General features: G+C 69.6%; 19 protein-coding genes. 10 read left to right on the top strand and 9 right to left on the bottom strand.

Annotation, left to right across the window (positions count from 1 at the left end; genetic code table 11):
• Positions 1-428: 428 nt before the first annotated feature.
• Genes ACWEQQ_RS41800 through ACWEQQ_RS41810 form a run of 3 tightly spaced genes read left to right on the top strand, consistent with a single transcriptional unit; the run spans position 429 to position 2335 of the window.
• Positions 429-878 (top strand): HIT family protein, encoded by a 450-nt coding sequence (locus ACWEQQ_RS41800; RefSeq protein ID WP_452344179.1) that lies wholly within the window; start codon positions 429-431, stop codon positions 876-878.
• Positions 875-1693: a maleylpyruvate isomerase family mycothiol-dependent enzyme gene (locus ACWEQQ_RS41805; protein ID WP_452344175.1), complete on the top strand. Its 819-nt coding sequence runs from the start codon at positions 875-877 to the stop codon at positions 1691-1693. The genes ACWEQQ_RS41800 and ACWEQQ_RS41805 overlap by 4 nt, the downstream gene beginning before the upstream one ends.
• A gap of 3 nt (positions 1694-1696) precedes the next feature.
• Positions 1697-2335: a Type 1 glutamine amidotransferase-like domain-containing protein gene (locus ACWEQQ_RS41810; protein WP_452352131.1), complete on the top strand. Its 639-nt coding sequence runs from the start codon at positions 1697-1699 to the stop codon at positions 2333-2335.
• Between the two features lie 67 nt (positions 2336-2402).
• On the opposite strand, the gene ACWEQQ_RS41815 is transcribed toward ACWEQQ_RS41810, so the two are convergent.
• A complete protein-coding gene (locus ACWEQQ_RS41815; RefSeq protein ID WP_452352132.1) occupies positions 2403-3845 on the bottom strand; it encodes an MFS transporter in 1443 nt (480 codons plus the stop codon).
• Positions 3846-3904: 59 nt separating this feature from the next.
• Between ACWEQQ_RS41815 and ACWEQQ_RS41820 the strand changes: the two genes are divergently transcribed.
• A complete protein-coding gene (locus ACWEQQ_RS41820) occupies positions 3905-4441 on the top strand; it encodes a MarR family winged helix-turn-helix transcriptional regulator (RefSeq protein WP_452344172.1) in 537 nt (178 codons plus the stop codon).
• An 8-nt stretch (positions 4442-4449) separates the two neighbouring features.
• On the opposite strand, the gene ACWEQQ_RS41825 is transcribed toward ACWEQQ_RS41820, so the two are convergent.
• Entirely contained in the window at positions 4450-5841 is a 1392-nt protein-coding gene (locus ACWEQQ_RS41825; protein WP_452352133.1) for an MFS transporter, read from the bottom strand.
• 142 nt (positions 5842-5983) lie between these two features.
• Positions 5984-6841 (bottom strand): NAD(P)H-binding protein, encoded by an 858-nt coding sequence (locus ACWEQQ_RS41830; protein ID WP_452352134.1) that lies wholly within the window; start codon positions 6839-6841, stop codon positions 5984-5986.
• A 74-nt stretch (positions 6842-6915) separates the two neighbouring features.
• Here ACWEQQ_RS41830 and ACWEQQ_RS41835 point away from each other — a divergent pair, with 74 nt between their 5' ends.
• Positions 6916-7872, top strand: coding sequence for a cupin domain-containing protein (locus ACWEQQ_RS41835; RefSeq protein ID WP_452344169.1), 957 nt, complete (start codon positions 6916-6918; stop codon positions 7870-7872).
• 206 nt (positions 7873-8078) lie between these two features.
• Complete coding sequence (locus ACWEQQ_RS41840; protein WP_452344168.1) at positions 8079-8522, top strand: acyl-CoA thioesterase; 444 nt, start codon at positions 8079-8081, stop codon at positions 8520-8522.
• Here the strand turns inward: ACWEQQ_RS41840 and ACWEQQ_RS41845 are convergent.
• The 3 genes from ACWEQQ_RS41845 to pdhA are packed head-to-tail and all read right to left on the bottom strand — an operon-like array spanning position 8519 to position 12051.
• A complete protein-coding gene (locus tag ACWEQQ_RS41845) occupies positions 8519-9946 on the bottom strand; it encodes a dihydrolipoamide acetyltransferase family protein (protein WP_452352173.1) in 1428 nt (475 codons plus the stop codon). The two genes, ACWEQQ_RS41840 and ACWEQQ_RS41845, sit on opposite strands and share 4 nt — an antisense overlap.
• Positions 9947-9991: 45 nt before the next feature.
• Positions 9992-10975: an alpha-ketoacid dehydrogenase subunit beta gene (locus tag ACWEQQ_RS41850; protein WP_452352135.1), complete on the bottom strand. Its 984-nt coding sequence runs from the start codon at positions 10973-10975 to the stop codon at positions 9992-9994.
• Positions 10972-12051, bottom strand: coding sequence for a pyruvate dehydrogenase (acetyl-transferring) E1 component subunit alpha (pdhA, locus tag ACWEQQ_RS41855; protein WP_452352136.1), 1080 nt, complete (start codon positions 12049-12051; stop codon positions 10972-10974). The genes ACWEQQ_RS41850 and pdhA overlap by 4 nt, the downstream gene beginning before the upstream one ends.
• 179 nt (positions 12052-12230) lie before the next feature.
• On the opposite strand from pdhA, the gene ACWEQQ_RS41860 reads away from it, so the two are divergent.
• The 3 genes from ACWEQQ_RS41860 (at position 12231) to ACWEQQ_RS41870 (ending at position 14969) form a co-directional block, all read left to right on the top strand.
• Positions 12231-12761, top strand: coding sequence for an Lrp/AsnC family transcriptional regulator (locus tag ACWEQQ_RS41860; RefSeq protein WP_354849423.1), 531 nt, complete (start codon positions 12231-12233; stop codon positions 12759-12761).
• Positions 12762-12838: 77 nt separating this feature from the next.
• On the top strand, positions 12839-14044 hold the full coding sequence (locus ACWEQQ_RS41865; protein ID WP_452352137.1) for a benzoate/H(+) symporter BenE family transporter: 1206 nt from the start codon (positions 12839-12841) through the stop codon (positions 14042-14044).
• Positions 14045-14111: 67 nt separating this feature from the next.
• A complete protein-coding gene (locus ACWEQQ_RS41870; RefSeq protein ID WP_452344164.1) occupies positions 14112-14969 on the top strand; it encodes a sulfurtransferase in 858 nt (285 codons plus the stop codon).
• Here ACWEQQ_RS41870 and ACWEQQ_RS41875 read toward each other — a convergent pair whose 3' ends face one another.
• Positions 14970-15671, bottom strand: a complete 702-nt coding sequence (locus tag ACWEQQ_RS41875) for a methyltransferase domain-containing protein (RefSeq protein ID WP_452352138.1) — start codon at positions 15669-15671, stop codon at positions 14970-14972.
• A gap of 141 nt (positions 15672-15812) precedes the next feature.
• On the opposite strand from ACWEQQ_RS41875, the gene ACWEQQ_RS41880 reads away from it, so the two are divergent.
• Positions 15813-16424: a TetR/AcrR family transcriptional regulator gene (locus tag ACWEQQ_RS41880; protein ID WP_452352139.1), complete on the top strand. Its 612-nt coding sequence runs from the start codon at positions 15813-15815 to the stop codon at positions 16422-16424.
• On the opposite strand, the gene ACWEQQ_RS41885 is transcribed toward ACWEQQ_RS41880, so the two are convergent.
• Together ACWEQQ_RS41885 and ACWEQQ_RS41890 are read right to left on the bottom strand one after the other, a co-directional pair.
• Positions 16365-17072 (bottom strand): HNH endonuclease family protein, encoded by a 708-nt coding sequence (locus tag ACWEQQ_RS41885; protein WP_452352140.1) that lies wholly within the window; start codon positions 17070-17072, stop codon positions 16365-16367. The genes ACWEQQ_RS41880 and ACWEQQ_RS41885 overlap by 60 nt on opposite strands.
• A gap of 70 nt (positions 17073-17142) precedes the next feature.
• Positions 17143-17505: a hypothetical protein gene (locus ACWEQQ_RS41890; protein WP_357009907.1), complete on the bottom strand. Its 363-nt coding sequence runs from the start codon at positions 17503-17505 to the stop codon at positions 17143-17145.
• Positions 17506-17640: the final 135 nt, after the last annotated feature.

A 17640-nucleotide genomic window follows, 5' to 3' on the forward strand; every position in this document is an offset into this window, starting at 1 on the left:
TCTTCGGCACCAATGCGACGCGTCGTTCGTCCGGGTTCGTTTCGCGAACCACTCCGACGCGCGCACCGCGGGGCGCAGCGGTCTGTGCGCTCTGCGTTGTGTCCACTAGTCAAACTTCCTTCTCGTGGTGAGCCCAGGTCACCCTCATGTCGGGGCCGCTTCACCGGTCCAACGGCGGGCCGAACTTACTCGGTAGTAAGTTCGTGAGAATTCTCGCAACTGTACCTGGTTCGGCGTGAGCGTAGCGGAGATGCCCGTCACATGGTGTGGCGAGAAAACCGGACAACTCCATGCTCGACGGGGTTCGATCGGCGACAAGTGCGAAGAATTCCGCGTGCTACTCATCGGTAGGTGCGTTGCTGGTTGTACCCACATCGGGGGCGTGTAGGGGGTGTCGCACATCACTTGTACGCCGTAATGTCTGCATGGTGAGTGGCTGCATGTTCTGCCGGATCGTCGCGGGCGACGCACCCGCGACCAAGATCTTCGAAGACGACACCCTGGTGGCGTTCCTGGACATCCGGCCCATCACCCGCGGGCACACCCTGGTGATCCCCAAGCGCCACGCCACCGATCTCGACGAACTCGACCCGACCCTGGGCGCACAGCTTTTCGCCTTCGGTCATCGCCTGGCCAAGTCCATGCGCCGCGCCGGCCTCGCGGCCGACGGCGCCAACCTGCTGATCAATGACGGCAAGGCCGCCTTCCAGACCGTTCACCACGTGCACCTGCACGTGATCCCGCGCCACCACGGCGACACCCTGCGCTTCGCCAAGGGTTTCGTACTGCGCCGCCCGCACGACACCGAGCGCACCGCTACGGCACTGCGTTCCGGACTGGACCGGCTCGCCGACGAAGAAAGAGAGACCACCGCATGACCGACACGGTGCCGGACCGCGCCGAGATCACGGCCCTCTTGTCCGACCAGTGGGACGCCCTTACCCGGCTGGTGGACGGCCTGGACGAGAACCGCTGGCGCACGGCCTCACCGCTGCCCGGCTGGACCGTGTTCGATGTGCTCGCCCATGTGATCGGCACCGAATCGATCCTGCTGGGCGAGCCGACCCCCGATCTCGCGGTGGCCGGCGAGCACATTCGCAACGACATCGGCGCGCTCAACGAGAAGTGGATCGACTCGCTGCGCCCGCTGGCCGGTTCGCAGCTGCTGGAACGGTTCCTGGACGTCACCGGCCGCCGGCTGAAGATGCTGGAGCAGACCACCGACGAGGCCTGGGCCGAACTCGTGCCGACCCCGGTGGGCATGGCCCCCTACGGCCGGTTCATGCGGATCCGCCTGTTCGACTGCTGGATGCACGAGCACGATATCGCCGACGCGCTCGGTGTGGCCGTCGACGAGGGCGGCAGCCGCGGCGCGACGGCCTTCACCGAACTACTGACCGTGCTGGGCAAGGCTGCGGTCAAAGGCGCGGGCGCACCGGACGGTTCGCGTATCACCTTCGAGCTCACCGGTCCGGTGCCGCAGACGCTGCACGTGGCCGTCGACGGCGGCCGGGCGAGCCTGGTGGAAACCCTCGACGCCCCGGCGGGTCTCGTGGTGACCATGGACTCCGACCTGTTCGCCCGCCTGCGGGGCGGCCGCACCACCGCCGACGCGCACGCGGGGGAGATCGCACTCACCGGCGACACCGACCTCGGCGCCCGCCTGGTCCGCAGCCTGGCCTTCACCATCTGACCCGTGCGACTGTTCCTGTCCAGCTACCGTTTCGGCGCGCACCAGCGGCGACTGCTCGAACTGGTCGGCGATCCCGGATCCGTGGCCGTCATCGCCAATGCCTGTGATGCCTGGCCCTCGGCCTGGCAGGGTGCGGTCACCAGCGACCTGGTGCCGTTGCGCCGCCTGGGTTTCCGGCCCGATGTGCTGGATCTGCGCGACTACGTCGGCCGTCCGGCCGAGGTCGAGCAGCGGCTGCGCGAGTATCCGATGGTGTGGGTGCGCGGCGGCAACACCTTCGTGCTGCGCGCCCAATTCGCCCGCAGCGGAGCCGATCTCGCCCTGATGACGCTGCTCGCGGAGGACGCGCTGGTCTACGCGGGCTACAGCGCGGGCGCCTGCGTCATGACCCCCGACCTGCACGGCATCGAAGCCATCGACGACCCGGACGAGGTCCGCACCGCCTGCGGCATCGAACCACGCTGGGACGGACTGGGTCTGGTCGATCACCGCATCGTCCCGCACCTGGATTCCCCGACCGACCCCGAGGGGTTGTCGCGGAAGCTGGCGCGCGAGTACGTCTCCGCGGGAATCCCGCACTGGGCGCTGACCGACGACCACGTCGTTGTTGTCGACGGCGATCGGACCGAGATCCTGACCTAGCGGTCCTCGGATAGAAAAAGCCCGCGCACGCCGACGGCGTGCGCGGGCTTTTCTGCCCGACAGATGGTCAGTGCCCCTTATGGCGGATGCCGTGGCCGAGAGCGACGGCGGCCGCACCGAACGCGCCGATGGCCAGCGTCGCGAAGCTGGCGACATACGCGCCCTCGGTCGGGACCGCGGCGTGCGGGCCGAGGTGCAGGACGTGGGCGGTCAGGATGGAGCCCGTGATCGCGCCGGCGATCGAACCGCCGGCGGTGCGCACCAGCGAATTGATGCCCGAGGCGATACCGCTCTCGCTCATCGGCACGTGCTGCACGGCCAGGGTGCCCAGTGCCGCGTAGCCGATGCCGAAACCGGTGCCCTGCAGCACATTCGCCATGATCATGTCGAACTTGTGATCGTGCGAGACGGCCAGCCAGCCCATGGACAGACCGGCGAAGGCCGCGCCGATGGCCAGGGTGTAGGCCGGACCGATCTTGGCGGAGATGCGGCCGGTGTTGAAGGAGAAGAAGGTCATCAGCGCCGCGCTCGGGATGCCGTAGAGGCCGACCGAGAGCACGGTGCCGGACAGGCCGTAGCCGACCTTGTCGGCCGGGGTCTGAATGAAGTTGGACACCAGCGAGAATGCGCCGAACATGGAGAACCCGAGCAGCGCGGAGGCCACATTGGCCGACAGCGACTGTGGTCCGACCAGCAGCTGCAGGCGCACCAGCGGCTGTTCGACCTTGAGCTCCACGAACACCCAGATGGCGGCGAGCACCGCGGCGGCGGCGAACAGCGTGATGACCGAGCCGGAGCCCCAGCCCCAGCGCGGGCCCTCGCTGATGCCCAGCAGCAGGCAGACCAGCAGGGCGGCCAGCAGCGCGGCGCCGACGAAGTCGGGCTTGCCGCCGTGGCGGACGCCATTGTTCCTGGCGCTCACCTGGATCAGCACGGTGGCGATCACGCCCAGGCCCGCGGTCAGCCAGAAGACCGGGTGCGGGTCGGTGGTGTGGTCGGCGATGACGCCGGTGGCCAGCAGGCCGATGGTGCCGCCGACGCCCATGGTGCCGGACACGATTCCGATTGCGCTGACCAGTCTTTCGCGCGGGAAGGTGTCGCGGATGATGCCGATGGCGAGCGGGATCATGGCGGAGGAGATGCCCTGCAGGGCGCGGCCGATGATGTAGACCGGCAGCGAGGTGGCGAAGGCGCAGACGACCGAGCCCGCGATGAGCACGCCCATCGCGACCATGACCATGGGCTTCTTGCCGTACATATCGCCGAAGCGGGAGAGCAACGGGGTGGCGACCGCACCGGAGAGCAAGGCGGCGGTGAACAGCCAGGTGACACCGGCGACGTCGGTGTGCAGCTGCGTGATGAAGCGCGGCAGTAGCGGAATCACGACGGTCTGCTGGAGCGACACGACCAGGCCGGCCGCGCACAGCGCGAGCAATGTCAGGCCGAGGTGGGCCTTCGAGTGGTCTGCGGGTTTGGTCCCGTCGACCTGACCGACAGCGGTCGTAGTCATGCAGCGATCCTTTGGTTTACTTACCAAAATTAAGTAAATGGGTTTCGTAAGATAACCACATGCCGCGACCGGAAGCCACTCCCGCCAAACAAGTTGATGCAGCTCACATAGTGGAACTGGAGCGTGCGCTGGCCCGAGTCGCCTATCTGCTGACCCGGGTCCGCCGCCACGATCAAGCCATGGTGCAGTGCGGGTTCACCATGGATCGGGCCAGTGTCCCGCTGCTGCGGCTGCTCGCCGACGCCGGCGAACCCATGCGCCTGGGCGAGCTCGCGACCCGCCTCGATGTGGAGGCCCCGCACGTGAGCCGCCAGATCCAGCGCCTGGAGAAGGCGGGCTACGTCGAGCGCGTCCCCGACCCGGACGACCGTCGCGCGCAACGGGTCCGCCCCACCGCCTCCGGCCGGCGCGCCGTCGAAGCCGTGCGCCAGGTCCTGCGCGGCTGGATGGCCGAGGCCCTGACCGACTGGACCACCGAGGACCTCCAGGCTCTCTCGGTCCTCAACCACCGCATGGTGGACGACTTCCTCGACCACGCCGAAATCATCGGCGACCTCGGCGCGACCGCGCGAGACCGGCCCAGCCGCACCGCCTGACCCCGCGGCTATCGGCCCGCAGGCGCTCGCGCGGGTGCGGCCACGGCGCGAGCGCCCCAGGCGCACAACAGCATCGCCACCAGCGGCACCGCCATCGCGGCGGTGAGCGGCATGGCCTTGTCGAGCCAGCCGATGATCGCCGGCCCGGCCAGCAAGCCCACATACCCGAGCCCGAACACTCGCGACATATCGGTGGCGGCGGTGCGCGAGCCCAGGTTCCCGGCGGCGGTGAACACCTGTGGCACGCCGCCGGACAGCCCGATGCCGCACAGCGTCCACCCCAGCAGCGTGAGCGGCAGCCACCCGGAGGCCACCACCAACCCGAAACCGATGGCCGCCAGCAGCGTTCCCCAGCGCACGATGGCCACTCGCCCGAACCGCCCGCTCACCCGGTCCGTGCCGAACCGGCCGAGCGTCATGGCCAGCGAGAACCCGGTGAACGCCAGCGCCGCCGTCCCGGCCTCCACCCCGAGCCGCCCCTGCACCTGCAGCGCACTCCAATCCGCGGCCACCCCCTCCGCCATCAGTAGCGCGAACGCGATCAAGCCGAGTGCCAGTACTTTGCGCCCGATCCGTGCGCCCGCCGGTGACCCCGGCCTCGGATGCTCGCCATCCGGCCCACCCGGGGCAACGACGGCAGCCTCGGTGAGTCCGCGGGGCAGAGTCGATTCGGTCCCGGGCGTCACGGCGTCATCGACCGCGCCGCGGACGGGCAGGCCATCCGCGCGCGGGTCGACCGGAGTGCTCGGGCAGGGCTGGGCCGCCGCAGGGTCGGCTCGGTTGCCTTCGGCTGCCGACACGTTCGGGACCGAGTGGGTCGCGGGAACGGTGGGCGGGAGCAGGCGCGGAATCGCGATGGCCACCATGGCGAGGCCGAAGGCACTCGACAGGGCGAAGGTCGTGTGCAGCGGCCAGTGGGCGTGCTGGGTCGCCGCGCCGAAGGCGGAGCCGAGGAAGCCGCCGCAGGAGAAGAAGGCGTGGAAGGCCGACATGATGGGGCGGGCGTAGGCGCGCTCGATGTGGACGGCCTGGGCGTTCATGGAGACGTCGATCGCGCCATTGGCGACACCGAAGGCGGCCAGGGCCAGTCCGAGGGTGAACGGGGAGGTGGCGTGGGCGGGGCCGAGCAGGGATAGGGACAGCAAGGTGGCGGCGGTGGCGGTGAGGGTGCGGCTGCCGAGCCGGTCCGCCAGGGGTCCGGCGGCCTGCATACCCAGGATGGCGCAGGCCGCCATGAGCAGGATCAGCATGCCCAGCGTGGTGGGTGACACGCCGGTGCGCCCGGTGACGGCGGGGATGTGCACGATCCAGACGGCCGAGAGCATCCCATTGAGGCCGAACACCGCGAACAGCGCCAGGCGCGCCTTCCGGATCCGGGGAGCGGGCGTCGTAGCGGCCATCGGTACGACGCTACCGGGTGTTGTCCCGGCATCTCCCTGGTTTCCGCAACCCCTCGCGGCTTCGTCGGCGCTCGGGGCTGCGATCCGATTCATCTGCAGTACAACCTGTTTGATATCGAGTGTAGGCGGGGGCACCGACAGGTTATGGGCTCGCCGCGACCGCCCAGGCGCCCGAGTTCGCCACCTCGCGCACATACTCGGCGAAATCGCGCGGCTCCCGGCCCAGCGCCCGCCGCACCCCGTCGGACAGCTGCGAATTCCGCCCGTCGAGCACCGTGCCGAACAGGTAGTCCAGCAGGCTGATCTCTTCGCCGGGCACCCCGTAGGAGGTCAGCGCGGCCACGAAATCGGTTCGGGTGAGCGGAACGTAGGCGATCTCCCGCCCGGTCGCCGCGCCGATCTCCGCCACCGCCTCGGCGAAGGTGAGCGCGCGCGGGCCGGTCAGCTCGTACACCTGTCCGGCGTGCCGGTCGTCGAGCAGCGCCGCCACCGCCACCTCGGCGATATCGTCCGCGTGCACGAACGGCTCCGGCACGTCCCCGGCGGGCAGTGCGACCTCACCGGCCAGGATGAAATCGGCGAACGCGCCCTCGCTGAAGTTCTGCGCGAACCAGGCGCACCGCACCACGGTCCACCCCAGGCCCGAATCCCGCACGATGGCTTCGCATTCCAGCGCCTCGGGCTCGCCGCGACCGGACAGCAGCACCAGCGTGCGCACGCCGGCGGCGACCGCCTGATCGCAGAACGCCTTGATATCCGCGGGCGCGCCCGGAACCGCCAGATCCGGCTGGTAGGCCAGGTACACGGCATCCACTCCCCCCAGGGCCGCCGCCCAGGTGCCGCGGTCGGTCCAGTCGAACGGGATTGCGGCCGTACGTGAACCGGCCCGCACCGGCACGCCGCGCGCGCCCAGCAGGGCGGCCACGCGATGCCCGGTCTTACCGGTCGCACCGAGCACGAGAACGGTGTTTGCGCTGTTCGAGGTGTTTTCGATGATCATGTAACGAGTACACCGGGATTCGGCGAGCACGAACATGGTTGAGAAGCGCACGGGCATTTGCCATCGTCTTCGGTATGGATGCGTTGGCCAGCCTGCTCGAAGGACCACGCGCGCGAGCCGCATTCGTGATGCGCTCGTCGGTCGACCCGCCCTGGTCCCTGCGCATCCGCGACGAGGCACCACTGACCGTGGTGGCGGTGGTGCGCGGCGGCGGGTGGGTGACACCGGAACCCAAGGGCGGCAAGCCGACTCCGCCGCGACAGCTGCGCACCGGCGACATCGCGATCTTCCGGGGCCCCGACCACTATGTCGTCGCTGACGATCCGGCCACGCCGCCGCAGGTGCTCATCGAACCCGGCAATATCACCACCACCATGGAGGGTGAAGTGCTGTGCGAGGCACTGAGTCTGGGGGTGCGGAGCTGGGGCACCAGCGTCGACGCCGAGACCGTGCTGGTCACCGGCACCTACGAACACGAGTCGGCGGCCAGTCGCCGGCTGCTGCGGGCGCTGCCGCCGGTCGCGGTGCTCGGCCGCGGCGAAGTCGATGCCCGGGTGCTGGATCTGCTGGTCGACGAGGCCGCCAAGGACCTGCCCGCCCAGAGCGTCATGCTGGATCGACTATTGGATCTGCTGCTCATCGCCGCCCTGCGCGCCTGGTTCTCCCGTTCCGACGCGCCCGCCTGGTATCACGCCTATGGCGATCCGCTGGTCGGCCGGGCATTGCGCCTGATGCAGCACAATCCGGCCCACCCGTGGACGGTGGCGTCGCTGGCCGCCGAGGTCGGCGTCTCCCGGGCCGCCCTGGCCCGCCGGTTCACCGAGCTGGTCGGCGAGCCGCCGATGGCCTTCCTCACCGACTGGCGGCTGGCCCTGGCCGCTGACCTGCTGCACGAATCCGACGCCACCCTGGAATCCATTGCCCGCCGGGTCGGCTACGGCAGCGCCTTCGCCCTGTCCACCGCCTTCAAACGCCACTACGGCATCAGCCCCCGCGACCACCGCGCCACCCCTGACGAACGCTCCGCCTGAACGCTCAACAGCCCTCGCGCTGAATGCTGAACAGCTCTCGCCGACGGAGCGGCTAAGGTTCGTTCTCGGCATGCCCTCACTCGAAGGTTCGCGGCCGTCTCGATTCTGGACTGACTGGAGCGGGGGAGCGAAGCGGAGGAGCGGAGGGAGGGAAGAATCGAGACCTCGGGGCCGCGAACCCGCCCGGAGCGAAGCGGAGGGCAAAAATGACTCAGCATCAGAGCTACCCGGTGCTCTGGCCGGTGCCGACGCGCTGGGCCGACAACGACCACTACGGTCACGTGAACAATGTGACGTACTACTCGTACTTCGATACCGCGGTGAATGCCTGGCTGATCAGCGCCACCGGTACCGATATCCGTGACCTGCACGCCATCGGCGTGGTGGCGCAGACCTCCTGCACGTTCCTCGGCTCGATCAGCTTCCCGGACATGCTGCGGGTGGGCATCCGGGTCGCGCGGCTGGGCACCTCCAGCATCAACTACGAGCTGGCCGTCTTCCGCGACGCCGGCGACAGCCTGGAGCTGGCCGCCACCGGCACCTTCACCCACGTCTACGTGGACGAGCAGACCCGCAAGCCGGTGCCGATCCCGGCGGTCATCCGCGCGGCGGCCGAGCCGCTGGTGGTCACCGCGCCCGCGGAGGGCTAGACCCGGCCGAGCAGGGTCAGCGGATCCTCCAGCAGGGCCGCGATGCTCGCCAGGAAGCGCGAGCCCTGTTCGCCGTCGATCATGCGGTGATCGAAGCTGAGTCCCAGGCTGGTCACCCAGCGCACGGCCAGCTCGTCGCGATGCACCCACGGGCGCTTGCGGATGGAACCCAGGCACAGGATGGCCGCCTCGCCCGGATTCACCAGCGGCACACCGGTATCCACGCCGAAGACGCCGACATTGGTGATAGTGAAGGTGCCGCCGGTCAGGTCGGCGGGCGTGGCGGTGCCGCTCCGCGCCTTGCCGGCCACCCCGGCGATCTCCAGGCACAGATCGCGCAGCGTGAACCCCTGCGCGTCCTTGAGATTCGGCACCAGCAGCCCGCGTTCGGTCGCGACCGCGATGCCCAGATTCACGTAGTGCTTGGTGATGATCTCCTGATTGGGCTCGTCCCAGGCCGCATTGATCTCGGGGAACTCGAGGAGCGCCGCCAGCGTCGCCCGCGCCACCAGCGCCAGCGGAGTCAGGGTCAGGCCGGTGAAGCTGGGTGTGGCCCGCAGATGCTCGAGCAGCTCCATCGACGCGGTGAAATCCGCGGTCACGAAGGCGCTGGCCTGGGGAATGTGCTGGGCGCTGGCCACCATGGCCGCGGCGGTGCGCTTGCGGATTCCACTGATGGGCGTGCGGGTTTCGCGTTCGACCGGGGCGGCGCGTCCGCCGGCCGCCGGATGCATGGGCAGCACCTCCGGCGCGGGATGCGGCGCCGGCAGCGCGTCGAGGGTGGCGGGCGGCGGCGGGGTGTGGATCGGAATGTGGCCCTTCCCAAGGGCTTCGGGCCGCATCCCGTACAGGTCCTCCGCGGTGACCGCGCCCTGCGGCCCGGTCCCGATCACCGCCCCCAGATCGATCCCGATCTCGCGGGCCAGTTTCCGGGCGGCGGGGGTGGCGGCGGGCCGTCCGGCCGGGGCCGAGCTGCCGAGCCCCTCGGGGCCGTCCGAGCCCATGGCGCGCAGGCTCGAAACGGTCGATGCGTCAGTCGTTTTCGCGGCGGCCCGGGCGGCGCGGCGGGACACCGGCTCGCTGTCGGGGCCGTAGCCGACCAGCACCGACCGCCGTTCTGCGGGCGGCTGCGCGCCGGTCTCATCGCCTGTCTCCGGACCGGCGCTCGGCGCCGCGGCGGCACCGGTCCGCACCGCCACGCCGATCCGGATGAGCGGCGCGCCGACCGGCACCGTGTCGCCCGGTTCCGCCAGTAGTTCCAGCACCTGGCCCGTGTACGGGCTCGGTAGCGCCACCTGCGCCTTGGCGGTCTCGACCTCGGCGATGATCTGGTTCAGGTCCACGGTGTCGCCGACCGCGACGGACCACGACACCAATTCCGCGTCGGCCAATCCCTCTCCGAGATCTGGCAAACGGAATTCCATGACCTGCTGCTGATCTTCCACCGGGCTTCCTCCGTGGCTTGACCGTTAGGCGGCGAGCGAGCGATCGACCGCGGCGAGAATGCGATCGGGGTCGGGCAGGTGGTGCCGCTCGAGTTTAGCCGGGGGATAGGGGATGTCGAAGCCACCGACGCGCAATACCGGTGATTCCAGATGGTAGAAGCAGCGTTCCGTGATGCGTGCCGCGATTTCGGCTCCCAGCCCGGCGAATACGGGTGCCTCGTGAACCACGATGAGCCGTCCGGTTTTCCGCACCGAGGTTTCGATGGTGTCGAAATCGATCGGGGACAGGCTGCGCAGATCGATCACCTCGATCGAATGTCCCTCCGACGCCGCGATATCGGCCGCGGTGAGCGCGGTGGCGACGGTGCCGCCGTAGGCCACGATGGTGGCGTCCTCCCCGCTGGCGCAGACCTGGGCCTGGTCCAGCGCCGGTCCGCCATCCTGGTCCAGCCGGTCGAAATCGACCTCGGCCTTGTCCCAGTACCGGCGCTTGGGTTCGAAGAAGATCACCGGATCGTCGAGGGCAATGGCCTGGCGGATCATCAGATACGCGTCGGCGGGATTGCTCGGCGAGACCACCCGCAATCCCGCGGTGTGCGCGAAATACGTCTCCGGTGATTCCGAGTGATGCTCGACCGAGCCGATGCCGCCGCCGAACGGAATACGAATGGTGATGGGCGCGATCACCTTTCCGCGCGTGCGGGAGTGGATTTTCGCGACCTGCGAGACGATCTGGTCGAAGGCCGGGTACACGAATCCGTCGAACTGGATTTCACAGACCGGACGAAATCCGCGCAATGCCATTCCGAAAGCCGTTCCCACGATTCCGGATTCGGCGAGCGGCGTATCGATGACGCGGTTGTTGCCGAAATCCTTCTGCAGCGTGTCGGTGACCCGGAAGACCCCGCCCAGCCGCCCGATGTCCTCACCCATCAGCAGGACCTTCGGGTCGTCCTCCAGCGCGCGGCGCAGTCCGTGGTTGATGGCTCCCGCAAAGGTGGTCTTCATCGCCCCACTCCCTCCAGGTAGGCGGCGTACTCGCGGCGTTCCTCCTCGATCAGCCGATGCGGGGTGGCGTACACGTGGTCGAACAGCTCCGCGGGTTCCGGATCGGGCATGGTGAGGGTGGCGGTGCGCAGCCGGGTCGCCACCTCGTCGGCGCGTACGGCGACCCTGGTCTCGAAGGCGGTGTCCCACAGCTCTTCTCGTTCGAGCAAGCGCCGCAGGCGGTCGATGGGATCGCGCTGCTGCCAGATCTCGAGTTCGGCGGCGGTGCGGTAGCGGGTGGGGTCGTCGGCGGTGGTGTGCGGGCCCATCCGATAGGTGATGGCCTCGATGAAGCTCGGCCCGCCGCCGGCCCGTGCGCGCAGCAGCGCCTGCCGGGTCACGGCCAGCACGGCGAGGGCGTCGTTGCCGTCCACCTGCACGCCGGGAATGCCGTAGCCGAGGGCGCGCCGCGCGATCGGGGTGGCGCTCTGTATCCGGACCGGCGCACTGATCGCCCAGTGATTGTTCTGGCAGAAGAACACCACCGGGACACTCCAGCCGGCCGCGAATCCGAGTGCCTCGGCGATATCGCCCTGACTGGTCGCACCGTCGCCGAAGTAGGCGATGGTGGCGATCTCGGCGCCTTCGAGGTGCGCGGCGTAGGCGTAGCCGGTGGCGTGTAAACCATGCGCCCCCACCACGATCGAGGGATTGGTCATCTTGACCGCGTCGGCGTCCCAGCAGGAGTGGGCGACGCCGCGCCACAGCCGGGTGAGGTCCTCGGGCGGCACGCCGCGGCAGTAGGCGACGCCCGCCTCCCGATAGCTGCAGAACACATAGTCGTCGGGGGCGAGGGCGTGGGCCGAACCGATCTGCGCGCCCTCCTGGCCCAGCAGTGGCGGCCACAGTCCGAGCTGTCCCTGCCGTTGCAGGGCGGTGGCCTCGGTGTCGATGCGCCGGGCCACCACCATGTCGGTGTACATGGCTCGGAGCCGGGTGCCGTCGATATCGGCGACGAGCGGGGCGTGTACGCGATCCAGTACGCGATGACCGTCGGGCTGTACGAGCTGCACCGGGTAGGTGTTCTTCTCGGGCATGGATATCGCCTCCTGACACCGGGTTACACCGCTGTCGCCCGGGGATTGTGTCCCGTGAGCAACCGATGTGTGTCCTGTACCACACAGCATCCTCCGTTGAGCGATGTGTGCAAGCATGGCGCGCCCAACTGTGCAGAATGCTCGGTCGACGGCGGGTCGCGGGTGTCATACTGATCCCCATGAGCAGCAGGGAGCCCCTTTCTGCCCCGCTGGACGCTACCGATGCCCGGCTGTTGCTGGAGCTGGTGGCCAACCCGCGCGCGACCGGTGTCGAATTGGCCGCTCGCCTGGGTCTCTCGCGCAATACCGTGCAGGCCAGGCTGGCTCGCTGGGAGGCGAGCGGGGTGCTGGCCAGCTTCGAGCGCCGGGTCGATCCCCGGGTGCTGGGTTATCCACTGGCAGCCTTCGTGGCGGTGGTGGTGGATCAGCATCGGCTCGACTCGGTGGTTGCCGAACTGGCCGAGATTCCGGAGGTCACCGAGGTCTGCGGCATGACCGGGCCGACCGATCTGACGGTCCGGGTGGTCGCCGCCGACGCCGATGATCTGTACCGCCTGACCGGCAGCATTCTGAAGATCCCGGGGGTGGAGCGCACCAATATGGCGCTGGTGATGCGCTCGCTGGTCGGGCCGCGTGTCACGCCGCTGCTGGAGCGGCTGGCACTGCAGAACGGGTCCGGGGGCCACCCGCAGGATGCCGACCGGTTCTGACTGTTTCGGTGAATTTCAGTCCAGTTTCGGAGGATTGGCCGCTGACCTCGGGGTGACTGGACCGCGACGATGACCCGATGAGCACCAGCGTCACCAGCACTCCGGAGGTCGGGAGTCCGCGCACGGCCGGGATCGGGCAGCCGATCGGGGCCGGAATCGTCACCGCGCTCGTCGGATTCACCAGCTCGTTCGCGGTGGTGCTGGCGGGCCTGACCGCCATGGGGGCGACCTCGGCGCAGGCGGCGTCCGGGCTGCTGGCGGTCTGCGTGACCCAGGCCGTCGGCATGATCGTGCTGAGCCGGCGGTACCGGATGCCGATCACACTGGCCTGGTCCACCCCGGGCGCGGCCTTGCTGGCCAGTACGGGCGCGGTGTCCGGCGGCTGGGCGGCCGCGGTGGGCGCGTTCGCGGTGGCGGGCGGACTCATCGTGCTGACCGGTTTCTGGCAGCGGCTGGGCGCGCTCATCGCGGCGATTCCGGTGGAGATCGCGCAGGCCATGCTGGCCGGGGTGCTGCTGCCCATGTGCCTGGCGCCGGTGAAGGCGCTGCCGGTGAGCCCGGCCGTGGTGGTGCCGGTCATCGCGACCTGGCTTGTGCTGCAACGCTTCGCGCCGCGCTGGTCGGTGCTGGCCGCCTTCGCGGTCGCGGCCGCCGGCGCGGGTGTCGACATCGCCGTCACCCATCGCCGCATGGACCTGTCGGCCATGGTGCCGCGGGTGGAATGGACTGTGCCGCACTGGAGTTGGCAGGCGGTGATCGGGGTCGCGGTGCCGCTCTACATCGTGACCATGGCCGCGCAGAACATTCCGGGTACGGCGGTCATGAAGACCTTCGGCTATCAGGTGCCATGGCGCGCGGCCATGACGGTCACGGGCCTGGGCACCATGCTCGGTGCGCCCGCGGGCGGGCACGCCATCAACCTGGCGGCCATCAGTGCCGCACTCTCCGCCGCGCCGTCCGCGCATCCGGATCCGAGGCGCCGGTGGATCGCCGCGTTCACCGCGGGCTGCATGTACCTGGTGCTCGCGCTGGCCTCGGGTGCGCTGGTGATGCTGGTGGCCGCGGCGCCGAAGGGCGTGCTGGAAACCGTTGCGGGCCTTGCCCTCATCGCCACCCTGGCGGGTGCGCTGACCGCCGCGTTGACGCCCGCCGCCCACCGTTCCGCGGCCGCGCTCACCTTCCTGGTGGCCGCTTCCGGAATCTCGTTGCTCGGCATCGGCGCGGCCTTCTGGGCGCTGGTCGCCGGCCTGCTGGCGCGCTGGTTCCTGCCCCCGTCGAAATAGCGGGCCGGGCAGGCTGCCGGGTGCGGCCGGCGGTGGCTAGGGTGGGGTGGTTCGGCTTCAACGGGCGATGAATCGGCGAAGAGGAGTTGGCTTGAGTTCGGTGCTGATTTCGGTTGCGGAGCTTGCGGACCTGCTGGGCCAGAGCGGCGGCCGGGTGCGATTGCTGGACGTCCGGTGGGCGCTCGGAGATCCGGACGGACCGCAGCATTATCTGGACGGCCATATTCCGGGCGCGATATTCGTCGACCTGGAAACCGAACTCGCCGATCCGCCCTCGGCCGCCAAGGGCCGCCACCCGATGCCGGACCTGGCGCACCTGCAGAAGTGCGCGCGCAGCTGGGGCGTGTCCGACGGGGACATGGTGGTCGTCTACGACGCCACCGGCGGCATGGCCGCCGCGCGGGCCTGGTGGCTGCTGCGCTGGGGCGGCGTGGCCGATGTGCGCATTCTCGACGGCGGACTGCCGGCGTGGGAGCAGGCCGGGGGCAAGATCGTCGCCGGTGACGAAACCGCCCCGCAGCCGGGCACCGTGGTCCTGTCCCCGGACAATATGCCGACCATCGACGCCGATGGCGCGGCCGGCTGGCCGGGTCTGCTGCTGGATGCCCGCGCGGGCGAGCGCTACCGCGGTGAGGTGGAACCCGTGGACCCGCGCGCCGGGCACATTCCGGGTGCGGTGAGCGCGCCCACCGCCGAGAACCTCACGGCCGCTGGGCAATTCAAGCCGCTCCTCGAATTGCGTTCCCGTTTCGACGGATTCGGTTCCGGGCCGGTCGCGGTGTACTGCGGTTCCGGCGTCACGGCCGCCCACCAGGTCGCGGCGCTGGCCGTCGCCGGCATCGACGCCGCGCTCTATCCCGGCTCCTGGTCGCAGTGGTCCAACGACCCCAAGCGGCCGGCCGCCACCGGCGCCGAACCGGCCTGATCAGCCGGGTTTGACGGCGGTGAGGACGCCGGTCGCGAACGGGCCGGTGCGGAATTCGACTGTCGTGAAACCGATGTCGGTGAGCACGTCGCGGTAGCGGCGGATGTCGACCGCCGACAGCGGATCTCCGGCCCCGTCGCCGTCGTGGGAGTGCCCCTGGCCGCCGGCGCGGTGCGCGGCCAGCCGGGCCATGGCGCGAACGGCGAGCCCGCGCAGGCCCGAGGTCGGATGGGTGTCGGCGAGCAGCAGGCGACCACCCGGGCGCAGGACGCGGAAGACGCCCGCCAGGGCGGTCTTTCGCTCGGATTCGGCGATGTGGTGCATGGCGAAAGTCGAGGTCGCCACATCGAACGAGGCGTCCGCGTAGGGCAGCGACTGGGCCGCGCCGAGGTCGAAGCTGCAGTTGGGGGCGGCGTGGGCGGTCGCGTAGGCGATCATCTGCGGAGACGGGTCCACGCCGATCGCCCGGCCGTCCGGTCCGGCCTGCCGGGCCAGCTCATTGGCCAGCCGCCCAGGGCCGCAACCGAGATCGAGAGCGTGATCGCCCGGGCGGATGCCGCTGGTCGTGGCGAAGTACCGCGCCAGGCTGCCCGCGCGGCCCAGGAAGTAGACGTCGGTGAGCAGCTGATAGCGGCGCGGCCAGGTGATGAGGGCCCCGACGGGCCGGGATTCGATATCGGACACTTGCTCGTGCTGGGTCATGTGATCAATCATCGAAGGATGGGAATGCCCAGGCCAGACGCAGTTTCGCGGGATGTGTACGATTCCGGACAGTCGGACGGAATCCGTCCGGGAACGGCCCCGGACGCCGTCTCGGAGACCATGAGGCCGGACGCTGAGATCATGAGGCCGGAGGCCGAGATCATCAGGCCGGAGGCCGACCGCCGCGTCCGCCGCACCCGCACGGCACTGCACCGGGCGCTCATCGAGCTCATGCAGGACCGGCCCTATGCCCGGATCACGGTGCAGGACATCATCGATCGTGCCGATGTCGGCCGCTCCACCTTCTACGCGCACTACCGCGACAAGGACGATCTGCTGCTGGTCAGCTGTATCGAGCATGTGCGGGGCGAGATTTCGGCGCAGCTGGCCCGCTATCCGGGAGAGCCGCCGCCGCTGGCCCCCGTCGAGATTCTGTTCAAGCTGGTCGCGGCGCATCCGGACGTGTACCGGCCACTGGTCCGGCAGCGGGCGAACACCATTGTGCTGCGGTCGATCCGGCAGATGTACGCCGAACTGCTGACCGAGCACCTGGGCCCGCGGCTCGGGCCGGACCCCGTCGCGGCGGGCGCGACCATCACATTTCTGTCCTGGGGTCTATACGGATTGCTCGAATCGGTCATGGATCCGCGCCAGGAGCTCACCGCCGATCAGGCCTACCGCCACTTCGCCACGCTATGGGCAGCCGCGGGTGACCCGCGCCAGGGCGTCCCGGTCGGCGGCGGTGACCGGTAGTCCGTACCGGTTCGCGGCCATCAGGTATTTGCCCGCGTAGAAGCAGCGGTTCGCGCGGGCGGGCGGCAGCCAGTCGCCGGGCGTGCGATCGCCCTTGTCCTCGTTGGTCTTTCCGTCCACCGCGAGCAGGTTGTAGTCGACGTCGTTGGCGAAGCGCACGCGCTGCGGCAGCGGCCATCCGGCCGCGCCCAGATCCCAGGCGGCCGCCAGCGGATACACGTGATCGATCTGCACGGCCTTGGCCGTGGCCCGATCGAAGGCGATGCGCTGCCCGGTATAGGGATCGTCGAGCGACCCGGCCACCACCACGCAATCGTTCCCGGGCCGGAAGGTCACCCGGGTGAGCTGCCTGGCCAGCACGGTATTGCGGCTGTCGCACCCGTCGCGACCGCCGGGCCCGTCGTGATCATCGGTCCACGCCGGTCCGAACACGCATCCCTGCCCGCTGCCGCAACCACGTTCGTAACCGCCCGGACGCGGCCGGGCGGGCACGGTGCGAACACCCGCGAGCAGCCGTTCGAGCTGGACGCGGGTGGGGCTGCCCGGCGCCGGGGTCACCTGCCCGAGGGACTCGCACCCAAGGACCACGAGCAGGACGACCACAGCGCCGAGCAGCCGGAGCAGGAAGGTTCCGCCCGTGAGCCACACGGCAATACGTGTACCGCACCAGCCGATCGGTGCGTGCCGTCACGCGGACTTCGCACTCCCGTTGGGCTTACTAGAGCCAGGCGTGCGCGAGGATGTCGTCCGCGGCGGTTTCGGAGAGCTGCGGCGGAAAGCGCGTTGCCGCAATGGAATCCACACACGCGCCGTCGTGGCCGATGAGCCACGAACCGCCCCGCTCCTCGCATTCGGCGATCTTGGCGAAAACGGTGAGCAGGAACGTGATGGAGTCGCGCGGGTCCGCCGTGCGGGCGAGGCGCTGCGACTCGCCGGGTCGGGACAGATCCAGCCACACCCCGGACTGCCCGTCCAGGCGCATCCCCACGATCTTGCTCGTGTCCACGAAGGTGAATTTCCGCCGTTCCCACTGTGTCGTGGGGGTGAAGCTCTGCTCGAGCACTTGGAGCAGAATCGTCATCGTCACGGCCTCCCTACGGTCTCGAAAGTGCCACGGCTCCGGGTTGAGTCGCGGTGGATTGTCGGGTGCGCCCCGCGCGGCTGCCGTCCGGGCACGACAATGTAGTGCAACGGACACAGCGGACACCGACGCGTG

This window comes from Nocardia sp. NPDC004123 (assembly GCF_053603795.1).

What these genes read in the sequence shown, in the direction of transcription:
- ACWEQQ_RS41840 (WP_452344168.1), top strand. Translation starts at nt 8,079, where the DNA reads ATGACTCAGCATCAGAGCTACCCGGTGCTCTGGCCGGTGCCGACGCGC.
- ACWEQQ_RS41875 (WP_452352138.1), bottom strand. Translation starts at nt 15,671, where the DNA reads ATGACCCAGCACGAGCAAGTGTCCGATATCGAATCCCGGCCCGTCGGG.
- ACWEQQ_RS41820 (WP_452344172.1), top strand. Translation starts at nt 3,905, where the DNA reads ATGCCGCGACCGGAAGCCACTCCCGCCAAACAAGTTGATGCAGCTCAC.
- pdhA (WP_452352136.1), bottom strand. Translation starts at nt 12,051, where the DNA reads ATGCCCGAGAAGAACACCTACCCGGTGCAGCTCGTACAGCCCGACGGT.
- ACWEQQ_RS41880 (WP_452352139.1), top strand. Translation starts at nt 15,813, where the DNA reads ATGAGGCCGGAGGCCGAGATCATCAGGCCGGAGGCCGACCGCCGCGTC.
- ACWEQQ_RS41830 (WP_452352134.1), bottom strand. Translation starts at nt 6,841, where the DNA reads ATGATCATCGAAAACACCTCGAACAGCGCAAACACCGTTCTCGTGCTC.
- ACWEQQ_RS41835 (WP_452344169.1), top strand. Translation starts at nt 6,916, where the DNA reads ATGGATGCGTTGGCCAGCCTGCTCGAAGGACCACGCGCGCGAGCCGCA.
- ACWEQQ_RS41890 (WP_357009907.1), bottom strand. Translation starts at nt 17,505, where the DNA reads ATGACGATTCTGCTCCAAGTGCTCGAGCAGAGCTTCACCCCCACGACA.
- ACWEQQ_RS41805 (WP_452344175.1), top strand. Translation starts at nt 875, where the DNA reads ATGACCGACACGGTGCCGGACCGCGCCGAGATCACGGCCCTCTTGTCC.
- ACWEQQ_RS41845 (WP_452352173.1), bottom strand. Translation starts at nt 9,946, where the DNA reads ATGGAATTCCGTTTGCCAGATCTCGGAGAGGGATTGGCCGACGCGGAA.
- ACWEQQ_RS41870 (WP_452344164.1), top strand. Translation starts at nt 14,112, where the DNA reads ATGAATCGGCGAAGAGGAGTTGGCTTGAGTTCGGTGCTGATTTCGGTT.
- ACWEQQ_RS41815 (WP_452352132.1), bottom strand. Translation starts at nt 3,845, where the DNA reads ATGACTACGACCGCTGTCGGTCAGGTCGACGGGACCAAACCCGCAGAC.
- ACWEQQ_RS41825 (WP_452352133.1), bottom strand. Translation starts at nt 5,841, where the DNA reads ATGGCCGCTACGACGCCCGCTCCCCGGATCCGGAAGGCGCGCCTGGCG.
- ACWEQQ_RS41865 (WP_452352137.1), top strand. Translation starts at nt 12,839, where the DNA reads ATGAGCACCAGCGTCACCAGCACTCCGGAGGTCGGGAGTCCGCGCACG.
- ACWEQQ_RS41850 (WP_452352135.1), bottom strand. Translation starts at nt 10,975, where the DNA reads ATGAAGACCACCTTTGCGGGAGCCATCAACCACGGACTGCGCCGCGCG.
- ACWEQQ_RS41860 (WP_354849423.1), top strand. Translation starts at nt 12,231, where the DNA reads ATGAGCAGCAGGGAGCCCCTTTCTGCCCCGCTGGACGCTACCGATGCC.